This is a genomic window from Phytoactinopolyspora limicola, from assembly GCF_011320225.1.
Classification (GTDB): domain Bacteria; phylum Actinomycetota; class Actinomycetes; order Jiangellales; family Jiangellaceae; genus Phytoactinopolyspora; species Phytoactinopolyspora limicola.
The window spans coordinates 26,845-51,682 of the sequence record NZ_JAAOEN010000026.1 but is presented as its reverse complement, the minus strand read 5'-3'; the positions used below and the strand labels follow the sequence as shown (position 1 = coordinate 51,682).

Genomic DNA, 24,838 nt, shown 5'->3' with positions numbered 1-24,838 from the left:
CCAACGCCGCGGCCATCCTGATATCCATCGCTGCCACTCTCCCCGTCATGAACACACAGTCCACAACAATTCAGGTGTCAGCGATGTCCCGAGACATCAACTGTCAGCGATGTCCCGAAACAGGACAGCGCGTGACAGCGCGGTGGCTGCATCTGATCGGGTCTTAGAGTCTGGACGCATAACGATCAGATGCACGGACAGGCGTTTTACGGCGCGTTATGCATCTGATCGGGTGACGGGCAGGTTGCCCATCCCTGCGGGGTGAAATGGGCTAACGGTGCACCGTCGGGCCGTCTATCTTTCGCTGATCATCTAGTGGGTCAGGCACCCAGGCACTCTCGGCGGTCCGGAGCACGGGGGCGGGTGCGCCCGTGCCGCGGGTTTGTCGCACGACGCAAATCGACGCGTCCAGGGTGTTGACGATCAGATGCACCAACGCACCGGTAAGTCCCGGTTATGCATCTGATCGCTTGCGCGTCCAGACTCCAAGACCCGATCAGATGCATCCACCGTCGCGTCACACGCCGTCAACGCGTCGTCGACCGCATCTGATTACCCCCACGAAGACGATCAGGCGTCAAAACGGAGATCAGGTGCACACGTGGGGGAGGGTGGGCGCACCCGGTGGCGACGGGTTCCACCGCGACACGGCGGAACGCCGAACAAGATCAGACCACGGCTGCCAGCACTCAAATGCAGAGGCTCAAACGGCAGGCTAGACAAATCGCGTAGTCTCGGCGGTGATTTCGGCTCCGCATCGCTGCGAGGACACATGTTTCACTCCCACCCCCAGGAAGCTGACCCGCAGCTGATCGCCTGGCTGCGGCGTCTAAGCACGGACGATCTGGCACAGGTCCTGGCGCACCGGGCCGACGTCCTGGTGCCGCCGTGGCCCCGCGACCTCGACCAGCTGGCGCTTCGACTCTCCGAGCCCAAGTCCGCAGCCGTGGTCATCGACCAGCTGCCGCTGCCGTGCTTGGAGCTGATAGACGCGATCCGGCTGGCGACCGACCTGGGCGGCGGCACGGCACCGGCGTCCGCCGACGTCGTCGGCTGGCTTGATCGAGCTTTGCCCGGCGATGTCGAATCGGTTCTCCGCCAGCTTGCCGCGCACGGCCTGGCGTGGACTGACAACGGCGGCCGCATCCATCTCAACCAGGTGGTCGGTGACGAGGTCAAGCTGCACAATCTCGGGTCGCCGATGGCCGAACTCCTGCCGAGGTTCACCGTCGAGGAACTGAAACAGATCGCCGCAGCGCTGGGCCTTAGCATCGCTGGACGAAAGCAAAACATCGTCGACCGGCTCGTCGTCTGGTTCGGGCGGGCAGGCAACGTGCGTCACCTCTTCGCGCAAGCCACCGCGGACACTCGCGAGATCCTCGAGGAGATCGCGTGGCGCGGGCCGAACAGCGACCTTACGCCCAGGTTCGGCTATACCTCCGGCTACCCACACCGCGCTGATCAGTCAATGTCACCGGGTGTGTGGGCGGTCCGGCACGGGTTCGTGGTGTACGACGCGTATGAATACACGTCGCACATGCCGCTCGAGATCTGCCTCGCGCTACGCGGGCCCGACTTCAGGCTCCCGTTCACGCCCAATCGTCCCGCGTTACCGGTCACGCCGATGGAACCTCAGCAGGTTTCCGCTGAAGCGTCCGCCACCGCGTTGCGGGCGCTCGATCGTGTCGTCAGCGTCGTCGAGTACGCCTCGACCACACCGATACCACTACTCAAGAGCGGCGGCGTCGGCACCCGAGCGATCTCGGCCATCACCAAGAAGCTCGGATCGTCGACACCGGAGACCACGCTGGCGGTCGAACTCGCCATCCAGGGCCTCCTGCTGGAGCGCCAGCCAGTTGACTCCGGCGACGACCAACCACCCTCCAGGCGGAAGGGCAGATCCAGAAAGCGCCGTGCCGAACCCGAACCGGCGCAACAACTAGTGCCGTCCGCCGCCTTCGCCCCATGGCAAGCGATGCCATCGAGCACTCGGTTGCGTTCTCTGCTCGTCGACTGGTGGAACCTCGGATGGGCGCCGCTAGCCGATCAGAAGTTCCTGAACAGCGTCTTCGATGGTCCCCACGGACTGTTTCACGAGGTGCACGGGATCGTCTTCCAGGTTCTCAGCGAGCACGACGGTGCATTGACCGACCGTAGTGCGCTGGCCACGTCAGTTGGCTGGCACGTACCCAGGATTCGCGACGATGTCATCGCCGAGTTGACGAACGCCACGCTCACCGAGGCGTCTCTCCTCGGGCTCGTCGCTGCCGGCGTTCTCAGCGACGCCGGCCGGGCGCTCGTCGCTCATCCCTCTCCTGCCGTCGACGTCAACTCATCCGACCTGGTCGACGCAGTCGACGTCCTCGTCGCCGGTGCCCGCACCACGGCGCTGTTCGGCACCGACCTGACCGCCGTCGTCACTGGATCCGCCGACGCCGACCTGGCGAGCCTGCTCGACCAAGCCGCGGATCGCGAATCCCAAGGTGCGGCCACCAGCTGGCGATTCACGCCGGCCAGCATTCGTCGGGCCTTCGACACCGGCAGCACCGCCCAGAAGCTGATCGGCGACCTCACCAGCATCTCCGCCAACCATGAGCTTCCGCAGCCACTCGTGTACATGATCAACGACGTCGAACGGCGGCACGGTGAGGTCAGCGTCATCCACGCCGCGAGTGTCATCGTCAGCGCCGACTCCACACTGGTGACCGAAATCGCAGCTCACCGCAGACTCGCCAAGCTCCAGCTCGGTCAGGTCGCTCCGACCGTGCTGGTCGCGTCGTCGGGCGTGTCCGACACCCTGGAGGCGCTACGCTCTGCCGGATATGTCCCCGTCCAGAAGCGGGTCGACGGAAGCGCAGTGCTCAGCGTCGAGCGCGCCGCCGACGCGACTCCCTCATCGGCGGCCGCCCCCCGGTCGACAGGCAAGGTCTATATGGGCGGCCGTGATGCGTCGTTCACCGAACTCGGCCCTCCGCTGGACGACGCCGAGCCCGATCCGGATGACGATCTCATCCGCCGTCAGATGGAAGCGCCTCAAGACCCCGTCGAACACGCGAAACGGCTACTCGGGGAGCCGCCGGAAGTAGAGACGGCAGTAGCCGGTCCTGGTCGCAGCGGCGGGATCCGTCCCGCATTCCGGGATTTGTTCGGCAAGTCCTCTGGGCCGGATTGGACTCAGCTGATCATACGACTGCAGTACGGAGTGCCGACCCGGATCACCTACCACGATGACGACGGCCAGACATCAAGCCTGTTGATCTCCGACGTGACGTACGACGGTGAAGCACTCGAGGTGTGGTGCTGGGACACTGCCGACTACCGGCGCCTCGACCTGTCGCGGATCGAACCCCTGAGCACATCGGGCGACGTCCGGTGAGTTCAGCTCGTTTGCCTCACCTTTGATCAGCGTCAGGTGTGACTGTTGTCGCTCGTCAGCCGGGCACCACACCACGAATAGGCGACGACGCCGACGACGACGAGCATGGCCGCCATCCACGCCGCGGTGGATGTGCTCCACGGCTGGAGCGGCCACGTCCACCACACCGTGTGCCCTCCCAGGTCACGAGGTGCGGCCAGGTAGATCACCGCGGCATACGCGCTCACCGGGAGCCACGCCAAGCCGACCCCCACAACCGCCGCCGCCACCAGCACCAGCCCCAGGAACCCGACGGTATTACGCACCAGCTCGAAAGATCCGTACGTTTGCGCCGCTCGCAGCCCGGTCAGCGCCAGGATCGCACCTGCCACGACCGCCATCACGGTAGCGTGCACCGCCCTGACCCGCCGCCATGGAAAGGCGGTAGAACGCTCCAGCCACTCGTCGCGCCCGCTGAGCCCGAACGACACGACGATGGCGGCCAGCAACGGTGCCCCCATCACCACCGGAATCCGTGCGTCCGGCCCGGACGAGAACGGCTGGCTCATGAGGTGGTTGGCACCTGCCCAGGCGATCAGGGCCACGACGCCGACGGCGATCACACTGAACATGACACCCCGGGCCCGCAGGTGCAGGACGAGGAAGGCTCCATAACCACTGCTGCTCGTGAACCGGTGCCCGCGGACACCGGCCGTGGCCAGTGCACCCATCATTGGAGTTCACCACCGAGGGCCAGCAGGGTGTCGGCGTCGCAGATGCTGGCGGCTTCCAGATACCGCCCCATCCACACCTTCTGCTCGGCCTCCGGAAGCGCTGCTAGGTGCTGGGCCGCACTAGCCTCGGGCCCCGGGCCGGTCTCAGCCGAACTCGGCTGTTCACCTGGGCCGACGTCGGACACCCGGACCGTGCCGACATCCGGGTTGCCGCCCGCCCATTCTTCGGCGACGGTTCCTACCGCCCAGATCTCGAGCGGGACGTCGTCGAAGCGGCCAGCGGTCTCACAGCTCTGGATCAACACCCCGGGAAGATTCCACCCGAAGACGGTCTCGATGGTGATCCCCGGATCGTCCTCGGGGATCAATCCGCCATCCCACGTCATCAGCCCACCAGTGATATCCAGCACCGCCGTGCGGCGTCCAGTCTGACCATCCGGCTCGATCAGCCATTCGTCAGAACTAAGCGCCGACGAGTCGACGGCTCGTTCGAACCCACCTGGCACGTCGTCCCACCGCTTGAGCAGGGCCTGGACCCGAGGCGCCGCCTCGTCCATGAGGAACGCGTTAACCCTGGTCAGACACACCTCGGCACCGCGTTCACCGGCACACACCAAGGCCCGCGCCGCTGGATCGGGTTGCCATCGCTCATCGCCCGGCCCAGTCATGATCGGGACCGCCACCACCGCCGCCAGCACGGCGGGCACAACGGCGAGCGATGTCCGGATCGCGCCGGCCAGCACCAGGGCCGTCGCCGCCAACGCCGCGAACCAGCCCATCTGAAGCAGTTGGAACCCGGTATCCAGGCTGCTCAGCCCACGGCTTTGATAGCCCATCGCCGGCACAACCCAGCTCAACCCGTCGCTGCGGCCGGTGGCCACACCGCCCACCACGAACATGAGTACTCCGGCGATCGGTGCCACCAGCCGGCCCGGCACCAGCCGTCCGACACAAACCCCGATGGCGCTGGCCGCCGCGAGGCCCAGCAGTGACACCACCAATGTCCACCACCAGCTACCGCCGCTATATGTCGCGTTCGGCGCCACCAACAACACCGCCACCAGCCACGCCACACCTAATCCCAGCCACACTCCGACGGTGGTCGACCCCCAGGCCATAAACACCGCATGAAACGGCGGCCGCGACGTCGTTCCGGTCAGCTCGGGCATCCGGCGGCGGTGTTCCCGTCCCCCTTGCCATGCGCCGGCGGTGACAGCGACCGGCGCTAGGACCAGCAGGATCACCCGGATCTGTTCGGCCAGCGCACCCCACCGGCCCACCCATGCCGAAGCCTCAGCGGCCAGCAGCACCACGGCTGCCCCGGCCATCGCGACCAGGGCGACCGGCGCCACGCCGCGGACAAACTCGGTACGGAAAATCCGCCACGTCGCCATCGTCATCGGGCCCGATCCGCGCGGAGCACCGCGGTGTAGCCGCGTTCGATCGGCGAATCGCCGGAGTTCAACTCGCCGTCCGGCGCATGCTCGCCGGCGGCGGCCAGCTCGTCGGGGGTACCTCTGAACACAGTCCGGCCGCCGTTCACGAGGCTCACCTCGGTGCAGGCCACGGCGACGTCCTCGACCAGATGCGTGGCCACCAAGACACAGGCGTCGACACCGATGGCGCGGAGCAGGTGGCGAAAGTCCACTCGCTGCTCCGGATCGAGGCCGGCCGTCGGCTCGTCGAGCAGGAGCAGGTCGGGGTCGTTGACGATCGCCTGTGCGATTCCGGCCCGTCGCAACATCCCACCCGAGAGCCGCTTCAACCGATCGTCGGCGCGGTCAGCCAGGCCGACCCGTTCGATGGCTCGATCGACGGCCAGCGGAATCGAGGCCGATGGCATCTCTTTGAGCCAGGCGAAATACTCGACGAATTCCCGCACGGTGAAGCGCGGGTAGTAGCCGAAATGCTGCGGTAGATATCCCAGCCGGCGGCGGACGTCACGTAGTGCGCGCTGGTTGCCGAGGTCGTGCCCGAGAACCGCCACCTGACCAGACGTTGGCCGGGCGATGGTGCCGAGCACTCGCATCAGGGTCGTCTTCCCCGCGCCGTTGGGGCCGAGCAGGCCATGGACGCCCGCATCCAGGTTCAGATCCAGCCCTTCGAGTGCGGTCCGGTTCTTGAATCGCACGACGAGATCGCGGACCTCGACATGGGTGCCGAGTGTGGTTGGAGCGGTCATATCAAGCCTCGCTATGGGGTCGGATCGAGGTGGGGAGATGGTTGAACGCCGCGCGTCGCAGCACCAGGGCGGCGGCGCTGAGCCCGAATACGGCCAGCCAGGCCGGTGTCGCTGGACCGGTGAGGAGTGCGATGGTGGTCTCGCTGATCACATCGACGGCCACCACCAAGGCCCAGCCGCCCCCGACGAGGGCGGCGGCACGGGTAACGCCGACGACGGTCCCGCCCAGGAGGGTGAGTGTCGTCAGCGCCAACCCGGGAACCAGCCACGTCGCCGACCACGCCAGGCCGGTCACCAGGCCGGCGGCGATCGTCGCGGGGACGGTGACGGCGAGCACCGCGGTGGTGCGGATCAGCAGCAGACGTAGGCCGCCCGCCGCCGTCGTCGCGATGATCTCGTGTGCGTCGTCGAGGCCGGATCCGTACGACGCCGCTACCCCCAGCACCGGCAGCAGCGGTGCTAAAAGCACGAGCACCGGCGCCGTCGAGCCGAGCAGGCCCGCTCCGGAACTGGCCAGGTCAAGCCCGATGGCCAGGGCGAGAACCATCAGGGTAGCCAGCAACCACGGGCCGCGTGCCGCGGGCCCCGACGCGAGCAGAATCCGCAGGCCGCGCGCAGGTGAACCACGGCGTATCCGGCCCTGCGGCGGCAACCCCGCGAGAAGGGCGGTCCGCGAGGCGGCCAGATCGGCGGCGAGCGCCGGATCGTCGGCGGCGGCCGCTGCGAGCTCAGTTCGGCAGCGCTCGCAGTCGGTCACGTGGGCCTCGATGGACCAGGCATCGGCCTCGGCCGCGTCACCGTCGACGTAGGCCAGGATGGTGGGACGTGCAACATGCCAGGTCATGTCAGTGCCTCCTTGAGGTGCAGCCGCGCCCGCCGGGCCCGGGTTTTCACCGTTCCCTCGGGAATGTCCAGGAGGACGGCGGCTTCTCGGACCGACAACCCGTCCAGCACAGTGGCCTGTAGAACAGCTCTCAACTCGGGCGCGAGCCGGTGCAGGGCGCTGGCCAGATCCGCGTCCAACGAGGCGGCCAGGGCTTCCTCTTCCGCGGATGGAGCTACGGCTGGGTCGTGGTCCAGGTCGACGGCCACGGACTCACCACGGGCCACCCGTCGCCGATGAGCGTCGATCAGTCGCCGGGTGGCGATCGACCACAACCAGCCTCCCGCTTGGCCCCGCCCACGATAGGACCCAGCTGCCCGCCACACCGCCAGGAAGGTCTCTTGGACGACGTCGGCGGCCAGTTCGGCATCGCCGCATCGGCGACGCAGGCGGAGTAGCAGCCAGGCTGCGTTCCGGGTGTAGTACTCCTCGAACGCCTCCTGGCTGCCGCGGCCGATGGCGCGGAGCAGCTCGTCGTCGCTGGGTTCGGCCCGCGCACCGGACACGGTGGTGCTCGGTTTCGACCGTCGTCTTCTCACGTCAGTAGAGACGCATCCTCTGCTCGTTCGGTTCTCGCAGGTCAGCGAGGCTATTTTGGTCAGCTTAGATGCACCGCTTGGCTCGGAGCGCAGATTTCGGGACAACCATCTCGACCAGAAAGTTCACATAACGTATACTTCTTGCATCGTTCTCGGGAGGTCATTCATGAGTGTCTTCAGCGACCAAGAGCTGAACTATCTACTGTCGGAGCGGCGGCTCGCACGTATCGCCACCGTCGGCCCGGACGGCACACCACACGTCACCCCCGTCGGCTGGACCTACAACCGCGACCTCGACACCATCGACGTCGGCGGACGCGATTTCTCCGCAACCAAGAAGTTCCGCGACGTCGGCCGGTCCGGGCGGGCGGCCATCGTCGTCGACGACATCCTGCCTCCATGGCGGCCCCGCGCCGTCGAGATCCGGGGCCGAGCCGAGGCCATCGACGGACCGCAGCCACTGATCCGCATCCACCCCGACCGCGTTCGCTCCTGGGGGCTCGACGCCTCCTAATGTTCCCCGCGCGAATAGGGGCGCCCTATTCGCGCGGGTTCTCAACCGGGTTCAGGTGCTGCTGTCGTCAATGAATGGCACGCCGCAACAGGCGGCAGCAGCCGGCCCGTAGCGAACCTCACCCCGATACAAGCACCGAACGGCACACCACCCACAGGTTCTTTTCCAGTTGATCCGGCGTCCACGACCGAGTCTCGAGGAGCCGCTCGAACAGCTCCGTGCAGATCAGCCCGAAAAGCAGGTCGGCCGCGCCGTCGACGGTCCACTCCGGCGCCAGGCGACCCTCCGTCTCTAGCCACCGGGCCAGGCGCTGACAGCTGGCCAGCTGACTCTCGGTCACCGCATTCCGGTGCCGCTGGGCGTCAGGGTCCACCCGCCGGACCCGCTCGATAGCACGATCGACGGCCATGACCCTCGGGTGATACCGGACCAGGTGTGCCACCCATTCTCGTAATCCCGCCTCAGCGTCCGGCGCCCGCCAAATCCGGGCTAACGAGTCAGCTAGGCCTTCGTGCCGCGCGATGTAGTCGAACAGTGCGTTGACCATCTCCACGCGCGACGTGAAATGCAGGTAGACCGCACGCCGGGACACCCCCGCCCGCTCAGCCACTGCCGCCATGGTCAGCGCCTCGAATCCGTCCCCCTCGAGGATGTCGCGGGTGGCGCCGAGCAGGGCGTCGCGGGTGCGCTGGCTGCGCGCGTTACGTGGCGCGTCGATGGATCGAGTCATGCGCCCTCCTATTGACGAAATTACTCGCTGTGTGTAGTTTACTTTATGCACACCATGTGAAGTTTCGGAGGATGCCATGCACACCAACGACACGACTCAACGCAACCGCTGGTGGCTGGTCATCGCCGCCGGCCTCGCCGTCTTCATGGCACAAGCCGACGTGACAGTCGTCCACGTCGCGCTGCCGACGATCGAGGCCGACTTCGGCATCGGCACCACACTCACCCAATGGATCATCCTCGGCTACGTGTTACCCATGGTCGCGTTGAGCCTGCCGGCCGGCCGCTGGCTCGATCAGATGGGACAACGCCAGGCGTTCCTCGGCTCCGTCGCGGGCTTCGCACTCGCCAGCATCGCCGTTGGTCTCGCACCGAACATCGGGACCCTCATCGCCGCCAGGGTGATCCAAGGAGCCTTCGGCGCAGCGCTGTTCGCGATCCTGCCAGTCCTGGTCACCACCGCGGTACTCCCCCAGGCCCGCGGGCGCGGCATGTCCATCTTCATGACCCTCGGCCCGCTCGGCGCTATCAGCGGACCGGCGTTGGGCGGCCTCCTGATCGACTCTCTCGGCTGGTCCTGGATCTTCTATCTCAACGTCCCCGTGAGCGCCCTCGTCATCACCATCGCCGCCACCCAGCTCTCCCCCGGGCCGGCACCGAAGCTGCCCGGCCGGGCCTGGCTGGCCGAAACCGCCGTGCTCAGCGGCGCGGGCGTCGCGATCCTGCTGGCGTTGTCCCTCACCGCCGAACACGGGGCCGCGTGGCTGGCCGTCACCCTCGTCGCGCTACCGCTGCTCGTCCTCTGGCGCCGTCAGCCCGGCAGCACCCAGGTGCTCCAAGCGGTCCGCGCTCCAGGAATGCTCGGATTACATATCGCTCTGCTAGTCGAGATGACCGCCGTGATGGCCGTACAGTTCCTCATCCCGTTCTACCTGCAACGCGAGTCCGGCCTCTCCGCCAGCTCCGTCGGACTGACCGTTCTCGCCTTCCCGGCCGGGGTCATGCTGTTCGGCCTGCTCGGAGGCGCGTTGGCCGACCGTTGGGGAGCCCGGCCGGTAGCCATCGCCGGGGCGGTCGGCGTCACCGCCGGGATCGTGCTGTTGGTGCCGCTGAACGCCGGATGGGGCCCGCTCGACTTCGCGTGGCGACTGGCTATCGCCGGTGTCGGGGCCGGACTGTTCGCCGGCCAGAACCAGAACATGGCGATGTCGCGGGCACCACGGCACCTCATGGCCACCATCGGCGCTACCACCAGCCTCGTCCGCCAGTTGGGTATCGCCCTCGGGCCCGCGCTGGCCACGGTGGTCTGGCGGATGAGCGGCGACGACACGGCGGGGATGAGCCTGGCGCTCGTCATGGCCACCGTGCTCGCCGCGGTGAGCGTGCTGGCACTCGTCCGCGTCACCCGGCAGCACCGCACCGCCCACGCCCAGGCCTCGACCACCAGTCCCGATCCGGACCAGACCCCCGGTGGCACCGCCGCAGCGGACACCCGTGAGCTCGTCACCACCGCCCGCTGACCCACCCCTCCCATGATCATGAACACTTTGCCGTGTCATGACACGGCAAAGTGTTCATGATCATGGGAATAGGGGGCGGAGTAGCGACGTTGGAACTGGGGTCGGTGCGGCAGCGATCGACGACGACGGCTGCCAATCGCGGGCCCATATGCCGAACGCCGGCCCTTTCGGTTGCCCTCATTCTCAGCAACTTCTCAGCTAGTTCGGAATCTCTCGGACGCCCCGGACGTTGTGAACGTATGTTCGTCGGACGAACTGGGTACCGTCCGATTACCACAGGAAGGGAGGAGCCATGACCGTGGCCACAGACACGAGTGTCACCCGCGCCAACAAGCGCGGCGGCGGCTCCGACGGGGAACCTGACCTGGTCGGTCGTTACCTCGCGCAAATAGGAAAGACACCACTTCTCACGGCGGCCCAGGAGGTGGATCTTGCCAAGCGCATCGAGGCGGGCGTATACGCGGCCGAGTTGCTTCGAGCCGCCAGCGCCGGCGAAGGCGAGCGCAAGATCACCCCGAAGCATCGCCGGGAGCTCGAGTCCATCGCCCAGGACGGCGAGCATGCCAAAGACCACATGATCCGGGCCAACCTCCGCCTGGTCGTGTCGGTCGCCCGAAAGCTGTCCAACCGCGGGCTTCCCTTCCTCGACGTCATCCAAGAGGGCAACCTCGGCTTGATGCGGGCGGTCGAGAAGTTCGACTACGCCAAGGGGTTCAAGTTCTCCACCTACGCGACGTGGTGGATCCGCCAGTCGATCCAGCGCGGACTGGCTGAGCAGACTCGGACGGTCCGATTGCCGGTCCACGTCGCCGAGACGGTCGCCAAGCTGCATCGGGTGGGGCGTGACCTCCAGCGTTTGCTGGGCCGCGACGCGACGGTCGAAGAGATCGCCGAAGAGGCCGGGCTTCCGGTCGAGCGGGTAATCGAACTGCGACGGGTCTCGCGGGATCCGCTGAGCCTCGACACCCCCATCGGCGAAGACGGCGACACCTCGGTCGGCGAGATCATCGAGGACGACGACGTCGTGCGGGCCGAGGACGTCGCCGAACACCACGCGTTGGTCGACTCCCTGCGCACCGTGCTCGACTCCCTGCCGCCACGTGAGGCACGGATCATCGAACTGCGCTACGGCCTCGCCGACGGCCGCGAACACACACTCCAGGACGTGGCCGACGAGGTCGGGGTGTCCAGGGAACGCGTGCGCCAACTCGAGAAGCACGCGTTGGCCGCCCTCCGCGAGCCACAGCGCAAACACACGCTGCTCGCCTGGGCCAGCTAACCACATCACCAACAGCACCGAGATCGCCTGGTTGTCGCCGCCGCGGCCACAACCAGGCGATCGTCTTGTGGGACCGGCCCCACTCCCCCGACGACGGACGCTCACCGTCAAAACATCACCGGAGCCGGTTGGCTCGCGTTAGAGTGGAAACCGCCTTCCAGCCGGCACGTCAGGAACGGGGACTCCATGCCCGACCAGCGAAGCAGCGCGGTCACGCTGACCGACGTCGCTCGGGAGGCAGGTGTGTCGCTCGCCACCGCCTCGCGCGCCATCAACGGCAGCACGCGCCAGGTCGGCGACGAACTCCGCCAACGTGTCTTGGCCGCTGCGCACAAACTCAACTACGCGGCCAACTCCCAGGCGCAGGCGGTGGCCAAAGGCCGCACCAACATCGCCGGCCTCCTGGTCCACGACATCGCCGACCCCTACTTCTCCTCGATCGCCACCGGTGTCATCCGGGCCGCGGAAGCACATCAGATGCTCGTCACCCTGGCCAACACCGGACGCCGCACCGACCGGGAGGTCGAACACCTGGGCGCACTACGCGGGCAGCACAGCCGGGTGGTCATCGTGGTCGGCAGCCGGATGGCCGACAGCCCGGACGACGACGCGCTGCGCCGCGAGGTGGCCTCGTTCGAAGGCATCGGTGGCCGAGTGGTGATGATCAGCCAAGATCTTCTGCCGGTCGACACCGTCGTGCTGGAGAACTACTCCGGTGCCTATGACCTCGCCGTCCAGCTGGTCGACCTGGGGTATCAGCGGTTCGGCATCCTCGGCGGACCGGAAACTCTGCTCACCGCCCGCGACCGCGTCGAAGGTTTCCGGGCCGGCCTGGTGGCCCGCGGGTTGGCGGTCGCACCAGCCGACGTCGTTCACGGTGGCTTCACCCGCGACGGCGGTTACGCCGCCATGACCGAGATGCTGGACCGAGGTATGAACCTCGATTGTGTGTTCGCCGCCAACGACGTCATGGCTGTCGGCGCTATGACGGCCTGCCGCGAGCACGGCCTAGACCTACCTCGCCAGCTTGGTATGGCCGGCTTCGACGACATCACCACCCTGCGCGACCTCAGCCCCGCGCTCACCACGGTTCAGCTGCCTCTGGAAACTGCCGGGGCGATCGCCCTCGACCTCGCACTCGAAGCCGAACCCGGCGACCCGCCGAGGGTACGCAGGATCTCGGGCGAGGTCGTCATCCGCCAGAGCACCCCACCACGCGACAACGGGTAGCGCCCGTCGCGCGGCTCGGCCGCACGGACTCCGGCGTGAGCTGACTCGACGCACCGAAGCGGTGTGTGCTGCATCACTTGATGGAGTGCCGGCGCCTTCCTCGTGGCTCCTTCTTCATAGCTATCTAGTGAAGGAGTCTCATGGCACCGACCAGCCAACCCGCGCGACGCGTCTGGACGCGCCGGATCCTGCTCGTCTTCGGCAGCCTCGTCGCAGCCGCCGTTCTCGCACTCACGGGTCTGGCGTACCTATGGACTCCTCCGTCACCGGAGTTGTCTGGTTCACAGTTTCACCGCGAACACCCACCGTCCATCGTTGACACCGAGGTCGCGCGTTTCTCCTACCAGAAGCTCGGGAACGGGCCTGCCGTCGTCATGGTGCACGGCGGTGGTGAGTGGTCCTACACGTTCCGGGACACCGTTGAGGCGCTACGGGAGGATTACACCGTCTACCTGGTGGACATGCCCGGAAACGGCTATACGACCACCACCGATGCCGGCTTCGCCTACGACGTTCCCGCGATGACCTCGGCGCTAGGTGTCTTCGTCGACGCTGTCGGGCTCACCGAATTCGCCCTGGTCGGGCATTCATGGGGCGGTGGTTGGGCGTTGCGGTACACCCAGCTGCATCCAGACCGGGTCGGTTCCCTCACGCTGCTCGGCGCCAGCGGCATCGACGAGCCCGATGTGTGGGACTGGCGGATCTTCGAGATTCCGATGATCGGCGAGGCGGCGGCCAACGTGATGGGCCGCGCAGACGTCGGCGGCTTCCTCAACAAAGCCTTTGTCAACGGCGACCGCGTGACCGATGAGGTCGTCGAGGAGATCTCGCGTACCGCGCTGCAGGTCGACAACCGGCGTGCGCTGGTTCTCTCTCAACGCCGGCTGGACTGGGCCGATACCGAAGATGACCTGGGCTTAGTTGACGTACCGACGCTGATCGTGTGGGGTGAACAAGACGCCTTCCTACCGGCCGAGTTCGCCGACCGGCTAGGCCGTGGCATCGAGAACTCCCAGGTCCACCGGCTGAAAGGGTGCGGGCACAATGTCCACGCCGACTGCCCTGAGCAGGTGGAGCAGTTGCTCCTGAACTTCCTTGCTGAGTGAGAGTGACGACGCGAGCCTGGTCCGGGCGGCGCAGGCCGGCGACGCGATGGCCATGCATGACCTCCTGGCCCGCTTAGAACCCGCGGTGGGCCGGTGGTGCGGCCCGATCGCCCTGCACGACGGTCCCGACGCCGCCCAAGAAGCGCTCACGACGATCTTCCAGAAGCTCGGCCAGCTCCGCGAACCGGCCGCCCTGTGGAGCTGGGCCAGGCGGATCGCGATCCGTGCCGCCATCCGGACCACACGTCAGCGCCAGGCGGTTCCCCCCGGGCCGGTCGACTGGTTCGCGGACATACCAGCACCGGACGATCCCGAACTACACACCGACATCACCTCTGTCCTCGAACGTCTCGCCCCCGAACATCGGGCCGTGCTGGTCCTCCGCGGTGTCGAAGGGCTGACCGAAACCGAGATCGCCGACGTACTCGACGTCCCGGCAGGCACCGTACGCTCACGGCTGTTCCGCGCCCGCCGACGCTTCCGTCAGGAGTGGCAACGATGAACACACCATGGCCCGTCGCCGACATCGATCCCGTCGCGCGCCTGCATATCCTTGCTGCGGCGTTGCCTGGCGCCGTCGTAGCCGAACGTGTCATCGGTGTCGATCCGGACCAGTTGTGGCCGCTCGCCGCCGACCTGGAACACACCGTGCCGGACATCCAGCCACACGTCCGCTCGTTACGCATCACCGACCGCAGCGGCGACCAGCTCACTGCCGACGTGCGGGGCCGGCTCGGCCTGCGGGCCCGGATGAGTGTGGTGTTGAGACCACGCTGGTGCTGGATGCAGAGCAGGTTCCTCGTCATCGGCATGGCCGCTGCCCCGCACCCGGACGGCACCCGATTCGGCCGGCTCCAGGTGCTACGCTTCCCCGCGCCGATCCGGATGGTGGTGGCACCGGCGCTGCGGCCCGCACTCGACGCCGAGCTAGGGCGCCTCGACGAACTCTCGCGGCGCTGACGCCCGGAACTGACTCGGTGTGACCCCACGAACCCGTTTGAAGGCGACACTCAGCGCGAAGGCGTTGGCATAGCCGACCTTGCGGGCAATCGACTCGATCGTCGCGTCGGTCTCCCGCAGCAGGTCGGCGGCCTTCACCAGCCGCCACCCGGTCAGGTATGCCATCGGCGACTCGCCCACCAGCTCGGTGAAGCGCTGGGCGAACACCGACCGGGACAGCCCTACCTCGCCGGCCAGCGCCGCCACTGTCCATGGCCGGGCCGGCTGATCGTGGATGAGCTGAAGCGCCGGACCAACCATCGGATCGCGCTGCGCCAGGTACCATCCCGGTGCTTCGGCTTCCGGACGGGCGAACCAGGTCCGCAGAGTGGCGATCAAGGCTAGGTCGAGCAGGCGGTCCAGGACGGCTTGCTGGCCAGGATCGTCTCGGTCCGCTTCGACGACGATCAGATCCATGAGGGGCCCGCGAGCGTCGGCATCCGGCACGACGAGGACGGTGGGAAGGGTGGCCAGTAGCCGCTCGTTGACGTCGTACGGAACCGGGTACGCGGCGCTGAGCAACACGTCGGACCCGTGGGGGTCCAGCCCGCAGGTGCGCACACCCATGGTCAGCTCGTCGGTGAGATCGACCCCATCAATCGTCTTCGCCCGGTTTCCCGAATGGATCACCAGCTGCGGCGGGGTAGACGGATCGTCGGCGACGACGTACGGCACGGTGCCTCGGACTACCGCGACGTCGCCGGTGTTCAGCCGTACCGGCGGCAGGCCCTCGGGCAGAATCCAGCAGTCACCGCGGGGCATGGTGAGCAGGGTCAGCGGCGCTTCTTCGGCGATGTACAACGACCACGGCGGTTCCAGCATCGTCTGGTGAAACATCGCCCCACGCGCCCGGGCTCCATCCAGCAGGCCATCGAGCGCATCCATGGGTCCAGCTTACGAGGCCGGTGTGCGGTGAGCCAGACGCACAGACATGTGGGCAGGCGTTCCAACCATGGTCCGCGCAGCGGCGTTCCGGTCGAATAGAGACACGGCCACCGCCACTTCAGAGCCGTTCAGGCTCACCACATCCACGATCGAACGGAGCGAGCCCATGTACGCCATCACCGGAGTAACAGGACACGTCGGAGGAGCCACCGCGCGCGAGCTGCGGGCTAAGGGGGTGCCCGTCCGAGCCCTGGTTCGGGACTCGGCCAAGGCAGCGGCGTGGACCGATCTAGGTGCCGAAGCCGCCGTCGTCGATCTGCGAGACCGCGCCGGCTTGGCGAAGGCGATCGACGGTGTCGACGGCTTCTTCGTGATGTTGCCGTTTATACCGGGCGCTACCGACGCCGAAGCCCAGCGTGGTTTGATCGATTCCATTGCCGGTGCGGTACGCGACAGCGGCGTGCCACACGTCGTCATGTTGTCTTCTATCGGTGCTCACCTACCGGCGGGTACCGGTCCGATCCGCTGGCTGCACCATCTGGAGAACGAACTACGTGACACCGGGACGGTGCTGACCGCAGTCCGGTCGGCCCACTTCCAGGAGAAGTTCGAGGAAGCGATCGACGCCGTTCGGCACGACGGTATCTATCCGAACTTCGGTTCGTCCGCCGACGTTGCGATCCCGATGATCGCCACCCGGGACATCGGCGCGGTCGCGGCCAACCTCCTGGTCGAACCACCTACACACAGCGAAGTCATCGACCTTGACGGCCACGCCTACACCGAACGCCAGGTTGCGGAGAAGCTGGCGGCGGCGCTCAACACGACCGCCACTGTCGTCAACGTGCCACGCCAGGAGTGGGTCAGCACGTTGGAGCAGGCGGGACTGCCGTCGGACTTCGCCGAGCAGTTGGCCGAGATGTACGCCGCCGGCGAAGACGGCTTGCTGCGCCCAGCGGGCGACCGGGTCCACCAATGCACCACCGAGATCGACGAAACCATCAAACACGCCCTAACCCAGTGACCCCCTCTCGCTCCGATGATCGTTGGCTTTTGACCACCGTATATGGGGGTCAAAAGCCAACGATCATGAGGCGGGAGGTGGTGGGAGCTGGCCGAAACGCGGCAGCGTGGTGTAGCTTCGTCGGTAAGCGCTTTCCGACGAGGAGGACGAATGGCACGCACGTCGATCGGTGTCATCATGAACGGCGTCACCGGCCGCATGGGCTACCGCCAGCACCTGGTGCGATCCATCCTGGCTATCCGCGAGCAGGGCGGAGTGGAGCTCGCCGACGGCACCCGGGTGCGGGTCGAGCCACTACTGGCCGGGCGTAACGAAACCAAGCTTCGCGAGATCGCCGACCGCCACGGCCTCAGCCGCTGGACCACCGACGTCGACACCGCGCTCGCCGACCCAGAGATGCAGATCTACTTCGACGCGCAACTCACCTCGGTCCGCGAAGCTTCGTTGATCAAAGCGATCGATGCCGGTAAACACATCTACACCGAGAAGCCGATCTCCGAGACGGTCGACGGCGCACTGGACCTGGCCCGCCGGGCTCAGGCGGCCGGCATCAAGAACGGTGTTGTCCACGACAAGCTGTACCTGCCGGGTCTGCTCAAACTGCACCGGCTGATCGCCAGCGGGTTCTTCGGGCGCATCCTCTCCGTCCGCGGCGAGTTCGGCTACTGGGTCTTCGAGGGCGACTGGCAGTCGGCCCAACGGCCCAGCTGGAACTACCGCGCCGAAGACGGCGGTGGCATCGTCACCGACATGTTCTGCCATTGGGACTACGTGCTCACCAACCTGTTCGGCAGGATCGAGGCGGTGACCGCCCGCGCCGTCACCCACATCCCCCAGCGGTGGGACGAGCAGGGCAAACCGTACGACGCCACCGCCGACGACGCCGCGTACGCGATCTTCGAGCTGGAGAACGGCGTCGTCGCCCAGCTCAACTCGTCGTGGTGTGTACGGGTGCACCGTGACGAACTGGTCGAATTCCAGGTCGACGGCACCCACGGCAGCGCCGTCGCCGGGCTGCACAACTGCGTCGCCCAGCACCGCGGCGCCACCCCCCGGCCAGTGTGGAACCCCGACCTCGTCGAGACCGAACCCTTCCGCGACCAGTGGCAAGACGTCCCCGCCAATTCCACGACGGACAACGGATTCAAGGCGCAGTGGGAAGACTTCATCCGGCACGTGGTCGACGATGGCCCGCACCCGTACAACTTCCTGGCCGGAGCACGCGGTGTCCGACTGGCCGAGGCCGGGCTCGAATCCTCGCGGCGTGGCGCGCGCGTCGAACTGCCGGAGCTGACGCCGTGACCACCTTGCGTCCTGCAACGCGTGGCCGGGGGCGCTCGGGGAGCAGGACGCAACGGACGGAGACGCCATGACCACGATCACCTTGCCCACCGCTGACGGCGGCAGCACCCGGCACACCATGAACGACGCTGCGGACTGGCCCCTCCCCCAGCGGCCGTTCCAGTCCCGGATCGCCTTCGCCGCTGCGCACGTCGTCGCCGACCCGTTGGGCGACAACACGCCCGGTGCGCCGGCCGTCGTCGACTGGGACGCCACCCTGGCTTTCCGGCACCACCTGTGGGGGTACGGGTTCGGTGTCGCCGAGGCGATGGACACCGCACAACGCGGCATGGGCCTCGATTGGCCGACGACGCAGGAGCTCATCCGCCGCAGCGCCGCCGAAGCGTCGTCGTCGGGACACCGGATCGCCGCCGGCGCCGGCACCGACCACCTGGACCAGCCCACCAACAGCCTCGACGACGTCGCCGCCGCCTACGAGACCCAGATCGATGTCGTGCAAAGTACCGGTGCGCAGATCATCCTGATGGCCAGCCGGCACCTGGCCGCCGTCGCCCAGACAGCCGATGACTACCGGGCGGTCTACGACCGGATCATCTCTAGAACCGACCAGCCGGTCATTCTGCACTGGTTAGGCCCGATGTTCGACCCAGCGTTGCGGGGCTACTGGGGTAGCGACGACGTCGAGACCGCCACGGACCACGTCGTCGGGCTGATCCACGATCATGCGGCGCGGATCGACGGGATCAAGGTGTCACTGCTCGACGCCGGTCACGAGAAGGCGCTACGTACTCGTTTGCCGGCCGGGGTCCGCGTTTACACCGGGGACGACTTCAACTATCCCGAGCTGATCGGCGGCGACGGCACCCACCACAGCGACGCGCTGCTCGGCATCTTCGCCGCGATCGCACCCGCGGCCGCCGCGGCTTTGGAAGCCCTCGATCGGGGCGACGACGACGCCTACGAGGCGGCGTTCGGACCAACCGTCCCGCTGGCCCGGCACGTGTTCGGTGCGCCGACGTACTACTACAAGACCGGGATCGCGTTCCTGTCCTGGTTATCCGGTTTCCAACCGGGTTTCACCATGGTCGGCGGCCTGCAGAGCGCCCGCAGCCTGCCGCATCTGGTGGAGACGTTCCGGCTGGCCGACGCCGCGCGGCTGTTCCCCGACCCGGAGCTTGCCGCGGCGCGGATGGCGACGCTCCTGCGCACCTACGGGGTGGCCTGAGATGCGGCGGCTGTCGCTGAACCAGAAGACCACCAACGGGTGGTCGGTGCCGGAAGCTGTCGACGGGTGCGTCCGGGCCGGGCTCGAAGCGATCGGACTGTGGCGGGAACCGGTGCGCGAGTACGGGGTCGCCGAGTCGGCGCGGCTGGTGCGCGACGCCGGCCTACGGGTCTCGTCACTGTGCCGCGGCGGGTTTCTGACCGTCGCCGACGATGCACACCGGCGACGGACCATCGACGACAACCGCCGTGCCATCGACGAAGCCGCCGACCTGAACGCCCGGTGCCTGGTCATGGTGGTGGGCGGACTGCCGGACGGCAGCGGTTCCGGCGCGCCCGTCCTGCCGGGCAGCACCACCCACGATCAGTCGGCCGACGACGAAGCGGGCCAACGCCGAGACCGCGACTTACACGGCGCCCGGCAACGGGTCGCCGACGGTATCGCCGAACTGGTCCCCTACGCCCTTGACCGCGGTGTGCAGCTGGCGCTCGAACCGATGCACCCGATGTACTGCGCCGACCGAGGTGTGTTGTCGACCCTCGGGCAGGCACTAGACCTCGCCGAACAGCATCCGGTCGAGGCGGTAGGCGTCGTCGTCGACACGTTCCACGTGTGGTGGGATCCGGACGTGGAGCGGCAGATCCGACGCGCCTCCGGGCGGATCGCCAGCTTCCAGGTGTGCGATTGGATCACCCCGCTGCCCGCCGATACCCTGCTGGCCCGCGGGATGATGGGCGACGGCCACATCGACCTGCGGCACCTGCGCCGGCTCGTCGAGGCCGCGGGCTACCGGGGCGACATCGAGGTGGAGATCTTCAACGCCGACATCTGGGCGGCCGCCCCGGACGACGTCGTCACCCTGATGAAGCAGCGCTACGCCGCCACGGTGCTCGACCCCACCCCCTCCCCCTCCCGGTGATCATTGGCTTTTGACTACCGGATCCGGTAGTCAAAAGCCAATGATCACCGGGAGGAGGAAGGGGCACTAGCACTCTTCTCGTTGTCATGGAAAACTTCCCGAGATCAACTATGGCCGACGACGTGTCCGGCGGGGACGCGGCTTGGCCCGACCAGCTGGTGGACAGGAGAGGCGGAAGCGTGCGGCACCATGACGCCGGGACAAGTGCGAGTGACGGTGAGCAGGACAGAGTCGGCCCATTCGGCGCGCCCGACCGTTACAAGCTGACCGAGCTGCGATCCCGCGGCGGCGAGGGTGAGCTCTGGGCGGGCAGCGTCGACGTCGACGGCCAGGAACTGCCGGTCGCGGTGAAGATCCTCCCGGCGGAAAGCGACGCACGTAATACCCAACTGTCCGAAAGGCTACGCGGACAGGCCGAGCTTCTCCGCAGCCTCGACCATCCAAACCTGGTCAAGGTGCGAGAGGCATTCGAGGGACCGGCACCGCACCGCCCCGGCGAGTCGGACCCGTCTACTCGCGCCCTGTACTTCGTCATGAACCTCGTACCGGGCGAGAACTTGGTCACCTGGGTGGAGCGCCGACCCGACCGGGATCCGCTCGAGGCCACCCGCATCATCTCGCGGCTGGCCGCCGCCATCGACTACCTCCACCGAGGTGAGGCCACCGGCGGCACGGCAGTGCTGCACCGCGATGTCAAACCGGCGAACGTGATCGTCACCCCCGACGGCGCGGTCCGGCTGGTCGACTTCGGCTTCGCCCGGTTCGCGGACGCCGATTCCGCGACGCTCGTCGGCACTCCCGCGTACCTGGCTCCCGAGATCGTGGCCGGCGCCCCGCCATCGAAGGCGTCGGATCGGTTCGGCCTGGGTGCCATCGCGTACTACCTGTTCACCGGCGAACCACCGAACCCGCTGGATACCGCGGGAATGCGGACGCGGTTGCTGGCCGTCACCGGGGTCGACGACAACGAAGGCTTCGCCAGCCATGTGCTGTCGATGCTGGAACGCGATCCGTCTCGGCGGCCAACCGACGTCGTCGAATGGGCCCAAGCGTTGGCGGTGGGCACGGTGTCACAGAAGTTTCAGCCAGTCCGAGCCGCCGGCGGCGGCCGGTCCCGGCGCGGACGGCTCATCGGGATCGCCGCGGCGGCGGTGATCCTCGTCGGGGCGGCCATCGCCATCGTCATCGCGCTCGCCGGGCGAGACGGTGACACCACGCCCATCGCCACCGACGCCGACGCCACCGCAGACGCCGACCCCGCGGCAAACACCGACGCGGACTCCACCGAGCAGGTCGGTGCAAGTGAATCCGGCGACGAACCTGAGGACGACCCGGAGGTCCCCGACGTCACCGGACACGATGTCGATGCCGCCCGGGACCAGCTCGCCGAGTTGGGCTTCGACGTCCACGTCGAGCGCGAGGCCAGCGCGGAGCCGTCCGGAACGGTGCTGTCTCAGCAGCCGCGGGCCGGCTCGACCACCACCGAGTCCGTCACACTGGTGGTCGCCGAACAGCCGGTCACCGCACCCGACGTCGTGGGTGAACGGTTGGGTAGCGCCTTGCGAGAACTGGAAAGCTTGGGTGTGACGGTGGAGACCATCGACGTTCTCGACGAGGACGTTCCCGATGGCGAGGTGATCCAGCAGGAACCCGCCGCCGGGCAACCGTTCTCCGACGACGTTCTTCTCACCGTCTCCCGGCGCCCCGTGATCACCTTCCTCGCCGACCAATCACCGGTCGAGGGCTCGGTCGACACCGCGGCCGCCCGGATCTCCGGCGACACGTTCACCCGGTCGGTGCTGACGTGGACCAGGAGTAGCAGCGAACCCCGGCGGGCCGGCTTCGATCTCGGCCGGGGCTACCGGGAGTTCCGGGCCGTGGTGGGCCCGCGGGACGACGCACCGTCGGACTCCGAAGTCCAGATCGGGGTCTACGGTGACGGTCGCCTGCTGTTCGAGGAGACGTTGGGGCTCGGCGACGCCGCGCAGATCGACATCGACGTCACCGGGGTGCTCCGGCTGGAACTGGTCACGCTGGCCAACAGCTCGAGCACCTATGTCGTCTGGGGCGACGCCCAGGTACTGGGCAGCCCGGACGAGGTTCCCGAGACAACGGACGAAGACGAGTAGCCGGCGATGCCGGTTCCGTTGGTGGTCGTCGTCGACGACGGCTTGGGAGCATCACAGCGCCGCGTGTTATCCCCTCCGGGGCCGTACACGATCGGGCGCGACGACGAGGCGGCACTTCACGTCGGTGATCTACGGGTGTCCCGGATCCACGCCACCCTTGTCCATGACGATGGCCATTGGTGGTTTCGGGACCAGTCGACGTCTGGCAGCTTCGCCGACGGGCAACGCGTGTCGTCGCTACCACTGGAACAGCCCACGACGATCCGGCTGGCGGACCCGGCGAGCGGTCCTGTCGTCCAGCTCGAGACAACCGAGGCCACGCCCGAGCCCCAGCACACACCAACTCCATCCGCGCAGATCCGCATTGGCCGGGGAGCGGGCAACGACATGGTGGTGCCCGATCTGACCGCGTCCCGCCACCACGCGGTCCTGGCCAGCACCAACACCGGATGGACGATCACCGATCTGGACAGCCCCAACGGCACCTTCGTCAACGGCCGCCCAGTGCGCCAGGCCCAGTTGAGAAACGGCGACACCATCACGATCGGCAACACCGACCTCGTGTTCGACGACGGTGAGCTGGTTGTCGCTACCGAACGGTCCTGGCTGAGCGTGCGCCGGCTCGGGTACTCCTTGCCGGGCGGCGTCACCCTCCTCGACGACGTGGACCTCGAGCTGTCCGCCGGTAGCCTAGTCGCCGTCATAGGACCGTCGGGCGCCGGAAAGTCCACTCTCGCCAAGGTGCTGACCAGCATACTCACGCCCACGTCGGGCAGCGTGGAGTACGACGGCTTCGACGTACATCGCGACGTACACGTCGTCCGTACCCGGATCGGATACGTCCCGCAGGACGACATCGTGCACGGCAAACTCAGCACCCGGCGCGCGCTGACCTACGCCGCTCGGCTACGGCTTCCACCCGATGTCGACCAGCACGATGCGGACGCCCGAGTCGACGACGTGTTGGCGGAGTTGGGGCTGACGCCACGCGCGGATACCCGGGTCGATCAGCTCTCCGGTGGCCAGCGTAAACGGGTGTCGACGGCACTAGAACTGCTGACGGAGCCATCGCTGCTCATTCTCGACGAACCCACGTCGGGCCTGGACCCCGGCCTGGATCAGCAGATCATGGCCGGGTTGCGGCAGATCGCCGATTCCGGGCGGATCGTGGTGGTCATCACCCACAGCCCGACCAACCTCGACCTGTGCGACCAGGTGCTGCTCCTGGCACCTGGTGGGTTACCCGCCTACGTGGGCACATCCGCCGATCTCCTGCGCCGCGCCGACTGGTCGTCGTGGTCGGAGGTGTTCAACGCGGTCAGCAACGATCCGGCCGGCGCACACGCCGCTTACCGAGCCGACCGGCAGAAGCAGGCGGATCGATCGGCCCGGCACAGCAGTGTGGAGACCCGTTCCACCTCCAGCGATCCCGATCAGCGATGGCTGCGCCAGGCACGCACGCTGGCTGCTCGTCATTGCCGGCTCATCGTCGCCGACCGGCCCTACGCGGCGTTCCTGGCGGTGTTGCCGGTCATGCTCGCCTTGCTTGCCTTCGCGGTGCCAGGTGGCCAGGGCCTGCGCACACCGGCGATCGACGCGCCGACCGAACCCACCCAACTGCTGGTGGTGTTGATCGTTGGTGCGTCGTTTATGGGCGCGGCCGTGTCGGCGCGTGAAGTGATCGGTGAGCGGGCGATCCTGGCCCGGGAACAGATGGCCGGCCTGGCCCCATGGGCCTACGTCGGCGCCAAATTCACCGTTTTCTTCGCGGTGTGCTGCGTGCAGGCGCTGCTGCTGGTCGGCACGGTGTCGATCGTCAAGGCGATGCCTGCCAGCGGTGTCACCGTCCTACCTGGCGCGGTCGAGATCACGATGGCGGTCGCGTTGACCGCCTACGCGTCGTGTCTGCTGGCGTTGTGGCTTTCGTCGATGGTGAAGTCGGCCGAACAGGTGATGCCGATCCTCGTCATCACGGTGATGGCGCAGCTCGTGTTGTGTGGTGGTCTGATTCCGGTGACGGGACGCGCGGTGTTGAGTGTGATCTCCTGGCTCGCCCCGTCGCGATGGGGTTACGCAGCCAGTGCCGCGACGTCCGACCTGCGCACGCTGGTCCCGGATGGGCCGCAGGACCCGTTGTGGTCGCATGCTCCGGGGTGGTGGCTGCTGTCCTTGGCCGTCCTTCTGGTGATGGCTAGCGGGTTCGCGGTGTTGACCCACCGCCGGGTAAACACCCTCTCCCCCTCCCCCCGGTGATCATTGGCTTTTGACTACCGAATTCGGTAGT

At 67.4% G+C, this 24,838-nt stretch carries 21 protein-coding genes; 14 read left to right on the top strand and 7 right to left on the bottom strand.

Annotated elements, in window-relative coordinates:
- The first annotated feature begins 772 nt into the window (after positions 1-772).
- The gene (locus G8760_RS28505; protein WP_166356198.1) at positions 773-3,376 is read left to right on the top strand and encodes a helicase-associated domain-containing protein; all 2,604 of its coding nucleotides are present in this window, start codon (positions 773-775) and stop codon (positions 3,374-3,376) included.
- Between the two features lie 32 nt (positions 3,377-3,408).
- On the opposite strand, the gene G8760_RS28500 is transcribed toward G8760_RS28505, so the two are convergent.
- The 5 genes from G8760_RS28500 to G8760_RS28480 are packed head-to-tail and all read right to left on the bottom strand — an operon-like array spanning position 3,409 to position 7,693.
- Complete coding sequence (locus G8760_RS28500) at positions 3,409-4,089, bottom strand: hypothetical protein (RefSeq protein ID WP_166356197.1); 681 nt, start codon at positions 4,087-4,089, stop codon at positions 3,409-3,411.
- On the bottom strand, positions 4,086-5,489 hold the full coding sequence (locus G8760_RS28495; RefSeq protein WP_166356196.1) for an ABC transporter permease: 1,404 nt from the start codon (positions 5,487-5,489) through the stop codon (positions 4,086-4,088). The genes G8760_RS28500 and G8760_RS28495 overlap by 4 nt, the downstream gene beginning before the upstream one ends.
- A complete protein-coding gene (locus G8760_RS28490; RefSeq protein WP_166356195.1) occupies positions 5,486-6,271 on the bottom strand; it encodes an ABC transporter ATP-binding protein in 786 nt (261 codons plus the stop codon). The genes G8760_RS28495 and G8760_RS28490 overlap by 4 nt, the downstream gene beginning before the upstream one ends.
- Before the next feature lies 1 nt (position 6,272).
- Positions 6,273-7,115 carry a zf-HC2 domain-containing protein gene (locus G8760_RS28485; RefSeq protein WP_166356194.1) on the bottom strand — a complete coding sequence of 281 codons (843 nt, stop codon included), beginning with the start codon at positions 7,113-7,115 and terminating at the stop codon, positions 6,273-6,275.
- Positions 7,112-7,693 carry an RNA polymerase sigma factor gene (locus G8760_RS28480; RefSeq protein WP_246222718.1) on the bottom strand — a complete coding sequence of 194 codons (582 nt, stop codon included), beginning with the start codon at positions 7,691-7,693 and terminating at the stop codon, positions 7,112-7,114. Before G8760_RS28480 ends, G8760_RS28485 begins: the two co-directional genes overlap by 4 nt.
- Before the next feature lie 166 nt (positions 7,694-7,859).
- Here G8760_RS28480 and G8760_RS28475 point away from each other — a divergent pair, with 166 nt between their 5' ends.
- On the top strand, positions 7,860-8,207 hold the full coding sequence (locus G8760_RS28475; RefSeq protein ID WP_166356193.1) for a PPOX class F420-dependent oxidoreductase: 348 nt from the start codon (positions 7,860-7,862) through the stop codon (positions 8,205-8,207).
- Between the two features lie 118 nt (positions 8,208-8,325).
- Here G8760_RS28475 and G8760_RS28470 read toward each other — a convergent pair whose 3' ends face one another.
- Positions 8,326-8,937: a TetR/AcrR family transcriptional regulator gene (locus tag G8760_RS28470; protein WP_166356192.1), complete on the bottom strand. Its 612-nt coding sequence runs from the start codon at positions 8,935-8,937 to the stop codon at positions 8,326-8,328.
- A 76-nt stretch (positions 8,938-9,013) separates the two neighbouring features.
- Between G8760_RS28470 and G8760_RS28465 the strand changes: the two genes are divergently transcribed.
- From G8760_RS28465 to G8760_RS28440, 6 genes are all read left to right on the top strand, one after another.
- Positions 9,014-10,456: an MFS transporter gene (locus G8760_RS28465; RefSeq protein WP_166356191.1), complete on the top strand. Its 1,443-nt coding sequence runs from the start codon at positions 9,014-9,016 to the stop codon at positions 10,454-10,456.
- Between the two features lie 292 nt (positions 10,457-10,748).
- Positions 10,749-11,735, top strand: a complete 987-nt coding sequence (locus tag G8760_RS28460) for a sigma-70 family RNA polymerase sigma factor (RefSeq protein ID WP_166356190.1) — start codon at positions 10,749-10,751, stop codon at positions 11,733-11,735.
- A gap of 186 nt (positions 11,736-11,921) precedes the next feature.
- On the top strand, positions 11,922-12,965 hold the full coding sequence (locus tag G8760_RS28455) for a LacI family DNA-binding transcriptional regulator (protein WP_166356189.1): 1,044 nt from the start codon (positions 11,922-11,924) through the stop codon (positions 12,963-12,965).
- A 140-nt stretch (positions 12,966-13,105) separates the two neighbouring features.
- Positions 13,106-14,071 (top strand): alpha/beta fold hydrolase, encoded by a 966-nt coding sequence (locus G8760_RS28450; protein WP_166356188.1) that lies wholly within the window; start codon positions 13,106-13,108, stop codon positions 14,069-14,071.
- Entirely contained in the window at positions 14,061-14,573 is a 513-nt protein-coding gene (locus G8760_RS28445) for an RNA polymerase sigma factor (RefSeq protein WP_207782832.1), read from the top strand. Before G8760_RS28450 ends, G8760_RS28445 begins: the two co-directional genes overlap by 11 nt.
- Positions 14,570-15,031: a hypothetical protein gene (locus G8760_RS28440; RefSeq protein WP_166356187.1), complete on the top strand. Its 462-nt coding sequence runs from the start codon at positions 14,570-14,572 to the stop codon at positions 15,029-15,031. The genes G8760_RS28445 and G8760_RS28440 overlap by 4 nt, the downstream gene beginning before the upstream one ends.
- Here G8760_RS28440 and G8760_RS28435 read toward each other — a convergent pair.
- Positions 14,999-15,955 (bottom strand): AraC family transcriptional regulator, encoded by a 957-nt coding sequence (locus G8760_RS28435; RefSeq protein WP_166356186.1) that lies wholly within the window; start codon positions 15,953-15,955, stop codon positions 14,999-15,001. The genes G8760_RS28440 and G8760_RS28435 overlap by 33 nt on opposite strands.
- A gap of 166 nt (positions 15,956-16,121) precedes the next feature.
- Here G8760_RS28435 and G8760_RS28430 point away from each other — a divergent pair, with 166 nt between their 5' ends.
- The 6 genes from G8760_RS28430 (at position 16,122) to G8760_RS28405 (ending at position 24,807) form a co-directional block, all read left to right on the top strand.
- Complete coding sequence (locus G8760_RS28430) at positions 16,122-16,979, top strand: NmrA family NAD(P)-binding protein (RefSeq protein WP_166356185.1); 858 nt, start codon at positions 16,122-16,124, stop codon at positions 16,977-16,979.
- 150 nt (positions 16,980-17,129) lie between these two features.
- Positions 17,130-18,281, top strand: coding sequence for a Gfo/Idh/MocA family protein (locus G8760_RS28425; RefSeq protein WP_166356184.1), 1,152 nt, complete (start codon positions 17,130-17,132; stop codon positions 18,279-18,281).
- A gap of 67 nt (positions 18,282-18,348) precedes the next feature.
- Positions 18,349-19,506 carry a dihydrodipicolinate synthase family protein gene (locus G8760_RS28420; RefSeq protein WP_166356183.1) on the top strand — a complete coding sequence of 386 codons (1,158 nt, stop codon included), beginning with the start codon at positions 18,349-18,351 and terminating at the stop codon, positions 19,504-19,506.
- A 1-nt stretch (position 19,507) separates the two neighbouring features.
- Positions 19,508-20,425 carry a sugar phosphate isomerase/epimerase family protein gene (locus G8760_RS28415; protein WP_166356182.1) on the top strand — a complete coding sequence of 306 codons (918 nt, stop codon included), beginning with the start codon at positions 19,508-19,510 and terminating at the stop codon, positions 20,423-20,425.
- 179 nt (positions 20,426-20,604) lie between these two features.
- Entirely contained in the window at positions 20,605-22,554 is a 1,950-nt protein-coding gene (locus tag G8760_RS28410) for a protein kinase domain-containing protein (RefSeq protein WP_166356181.1), read from the top strand.
- Between the two features lie 6 nt (positions 22,555-22,560).
- Complete coding sequence (locus tag G8760_RS28405; RefSeq protein WP_166356180.1) at positions 22,561-24,807, top strand: ATP-binding cassette domain-containing protein; 2,247 nt, start codon at positions 22,561-22,563, stop codon at positions 24,805-24,807.
- Positions 24,808-24,838: the final 31 nt, after the last annotated feature.

Excerpts from the sequence above, each read along its gene's own strand:
- G8760_RS28505 (WP_166356198.1), top strand. The coding sequence starts at position 773 with ATGTTTCACTCCCACCCCCAGGAAGCTGACCCGCAGCTGATCGCCTGG.
- G8760_RS28455 (WP_166356189.1), top strand. The coding sequence starts at position 11,922 with ATGCCCGACCAGCGAAGCAGCGCGGTCACGCTGACCGACGTCGCTCGG.
- G8760_RS28485 (WP_166356194.1), bottom strand. The coding sequence starts at position 7,115 with ATGACCTGGCATGTTGCACGTCCCACCATCCTGGCCTACGTCGACGGT.
- G8760_RS28435 (WP_166356186.1), bottom strand. The coding sequence starts at position 15,955 with ATGGATGCGCTCGATGGCCTGCTGGATGGAGCCCGGGCGCGTGGGGCG.
- G8760_RS28440 (WP_166356187.1), top strand. The coding sequence starts at position 14,570 with ATGAACACACCATGGCCCGTCGCCGACATCGATCCCGTCGCGCGCCTG.
- G8760_RS28430 (WP_166356185.1), top strand. The coding sequence starts at position 16,122 with ATGTACGCCATCACCGGAGTAACAGGACACGTCGGAGGAGCCACCGCG.
- G8760_RS28495 (WP_166356196.1), bottom strand. The coding sequence starts at position 5,489 with ATGACGATGGCGACGTGGCGGATTTTCCGTACCGAGTTTGTCCGCGGC.
- G8760_RS28465 (WP_166356191.1), top strand. The coding sequence starts at position 9,014 with ATGCACACCAACGACACGACTCAACGCAACCGCTGGTGGCTGGTCATC.
- G8760_RS28475 (WP_166356193.1), top strand. The coding sequence starts at position 7,860 with ATGAGTGTCTTCAGCGACCAAGAGCTGAACTATCTACTGTCGGAGCGG.
- G8760_RS28450 (WP_166356188.1), top strand. The coding sequence starts at position 13,106 with ATGGCACCGACCAGCCAACCCGCGCGACGCGTCTGGACGCGCCGGATC.
- G8760_RS28500 (WP_166356197.1), bottom strand. The coding sequence starts at position 4,089 with ATGATGGGTGCACTGGCCACGGCCGGTGTCCGCGGGCACCGGTTCACG.
- G8760_RS28420 (WP_166356183.1), top strand. The coding sequence starts at position 18,349 with ATGACCACGATCACCTTGCCCACCGCTGACGGCGGCAGCACCCGGCAC.
- G8760_RS28415 (WP_166356182.1), top strand. The coding sequence starts at position 19,508 with ATGCGGCGGCTGTCGCTGAACCAGAAGACCACCAACGGGTGGTCGGTG.
- G8760_RS28405 (WP_166356180.1), top strand. The coding sequence starts at position 22,561 with ATGCCGGTTCCGTTGGTGGTCGTCGTCGACGACGGCTTGGGAGCATCA.
- G8760_RS28490 (WP_166356195.1), bottom strand. The coding sequence starts at position 6,271 with ATGACCGCTCCAACCACACTCGGCACCCATGTCGAGGTCCGCGATCTC.
- G8760_RS28460 (WP_166356190.1), top strand. The coding sequence starts at position 10,749 with ATGACCGTGGCCACAGACACGAGTGTCACCCGCGCCAACAAGCGCGGC.
- G8760_RS28470 (WP_166356192.1), bottom strand. The coding sequence starts at position 8,937 with ATGACTCGATCCATCGACGCGCCACGTAACGCGCGCAGCCAGCGCACC.
- G8760_RS28425 (WP_166356184.1), top strand. The coding sequence starts at position 17,130 with ATGGCACGCACGTCGATCGGTGTCATCATGAACGGCGTCACCGGCCGC.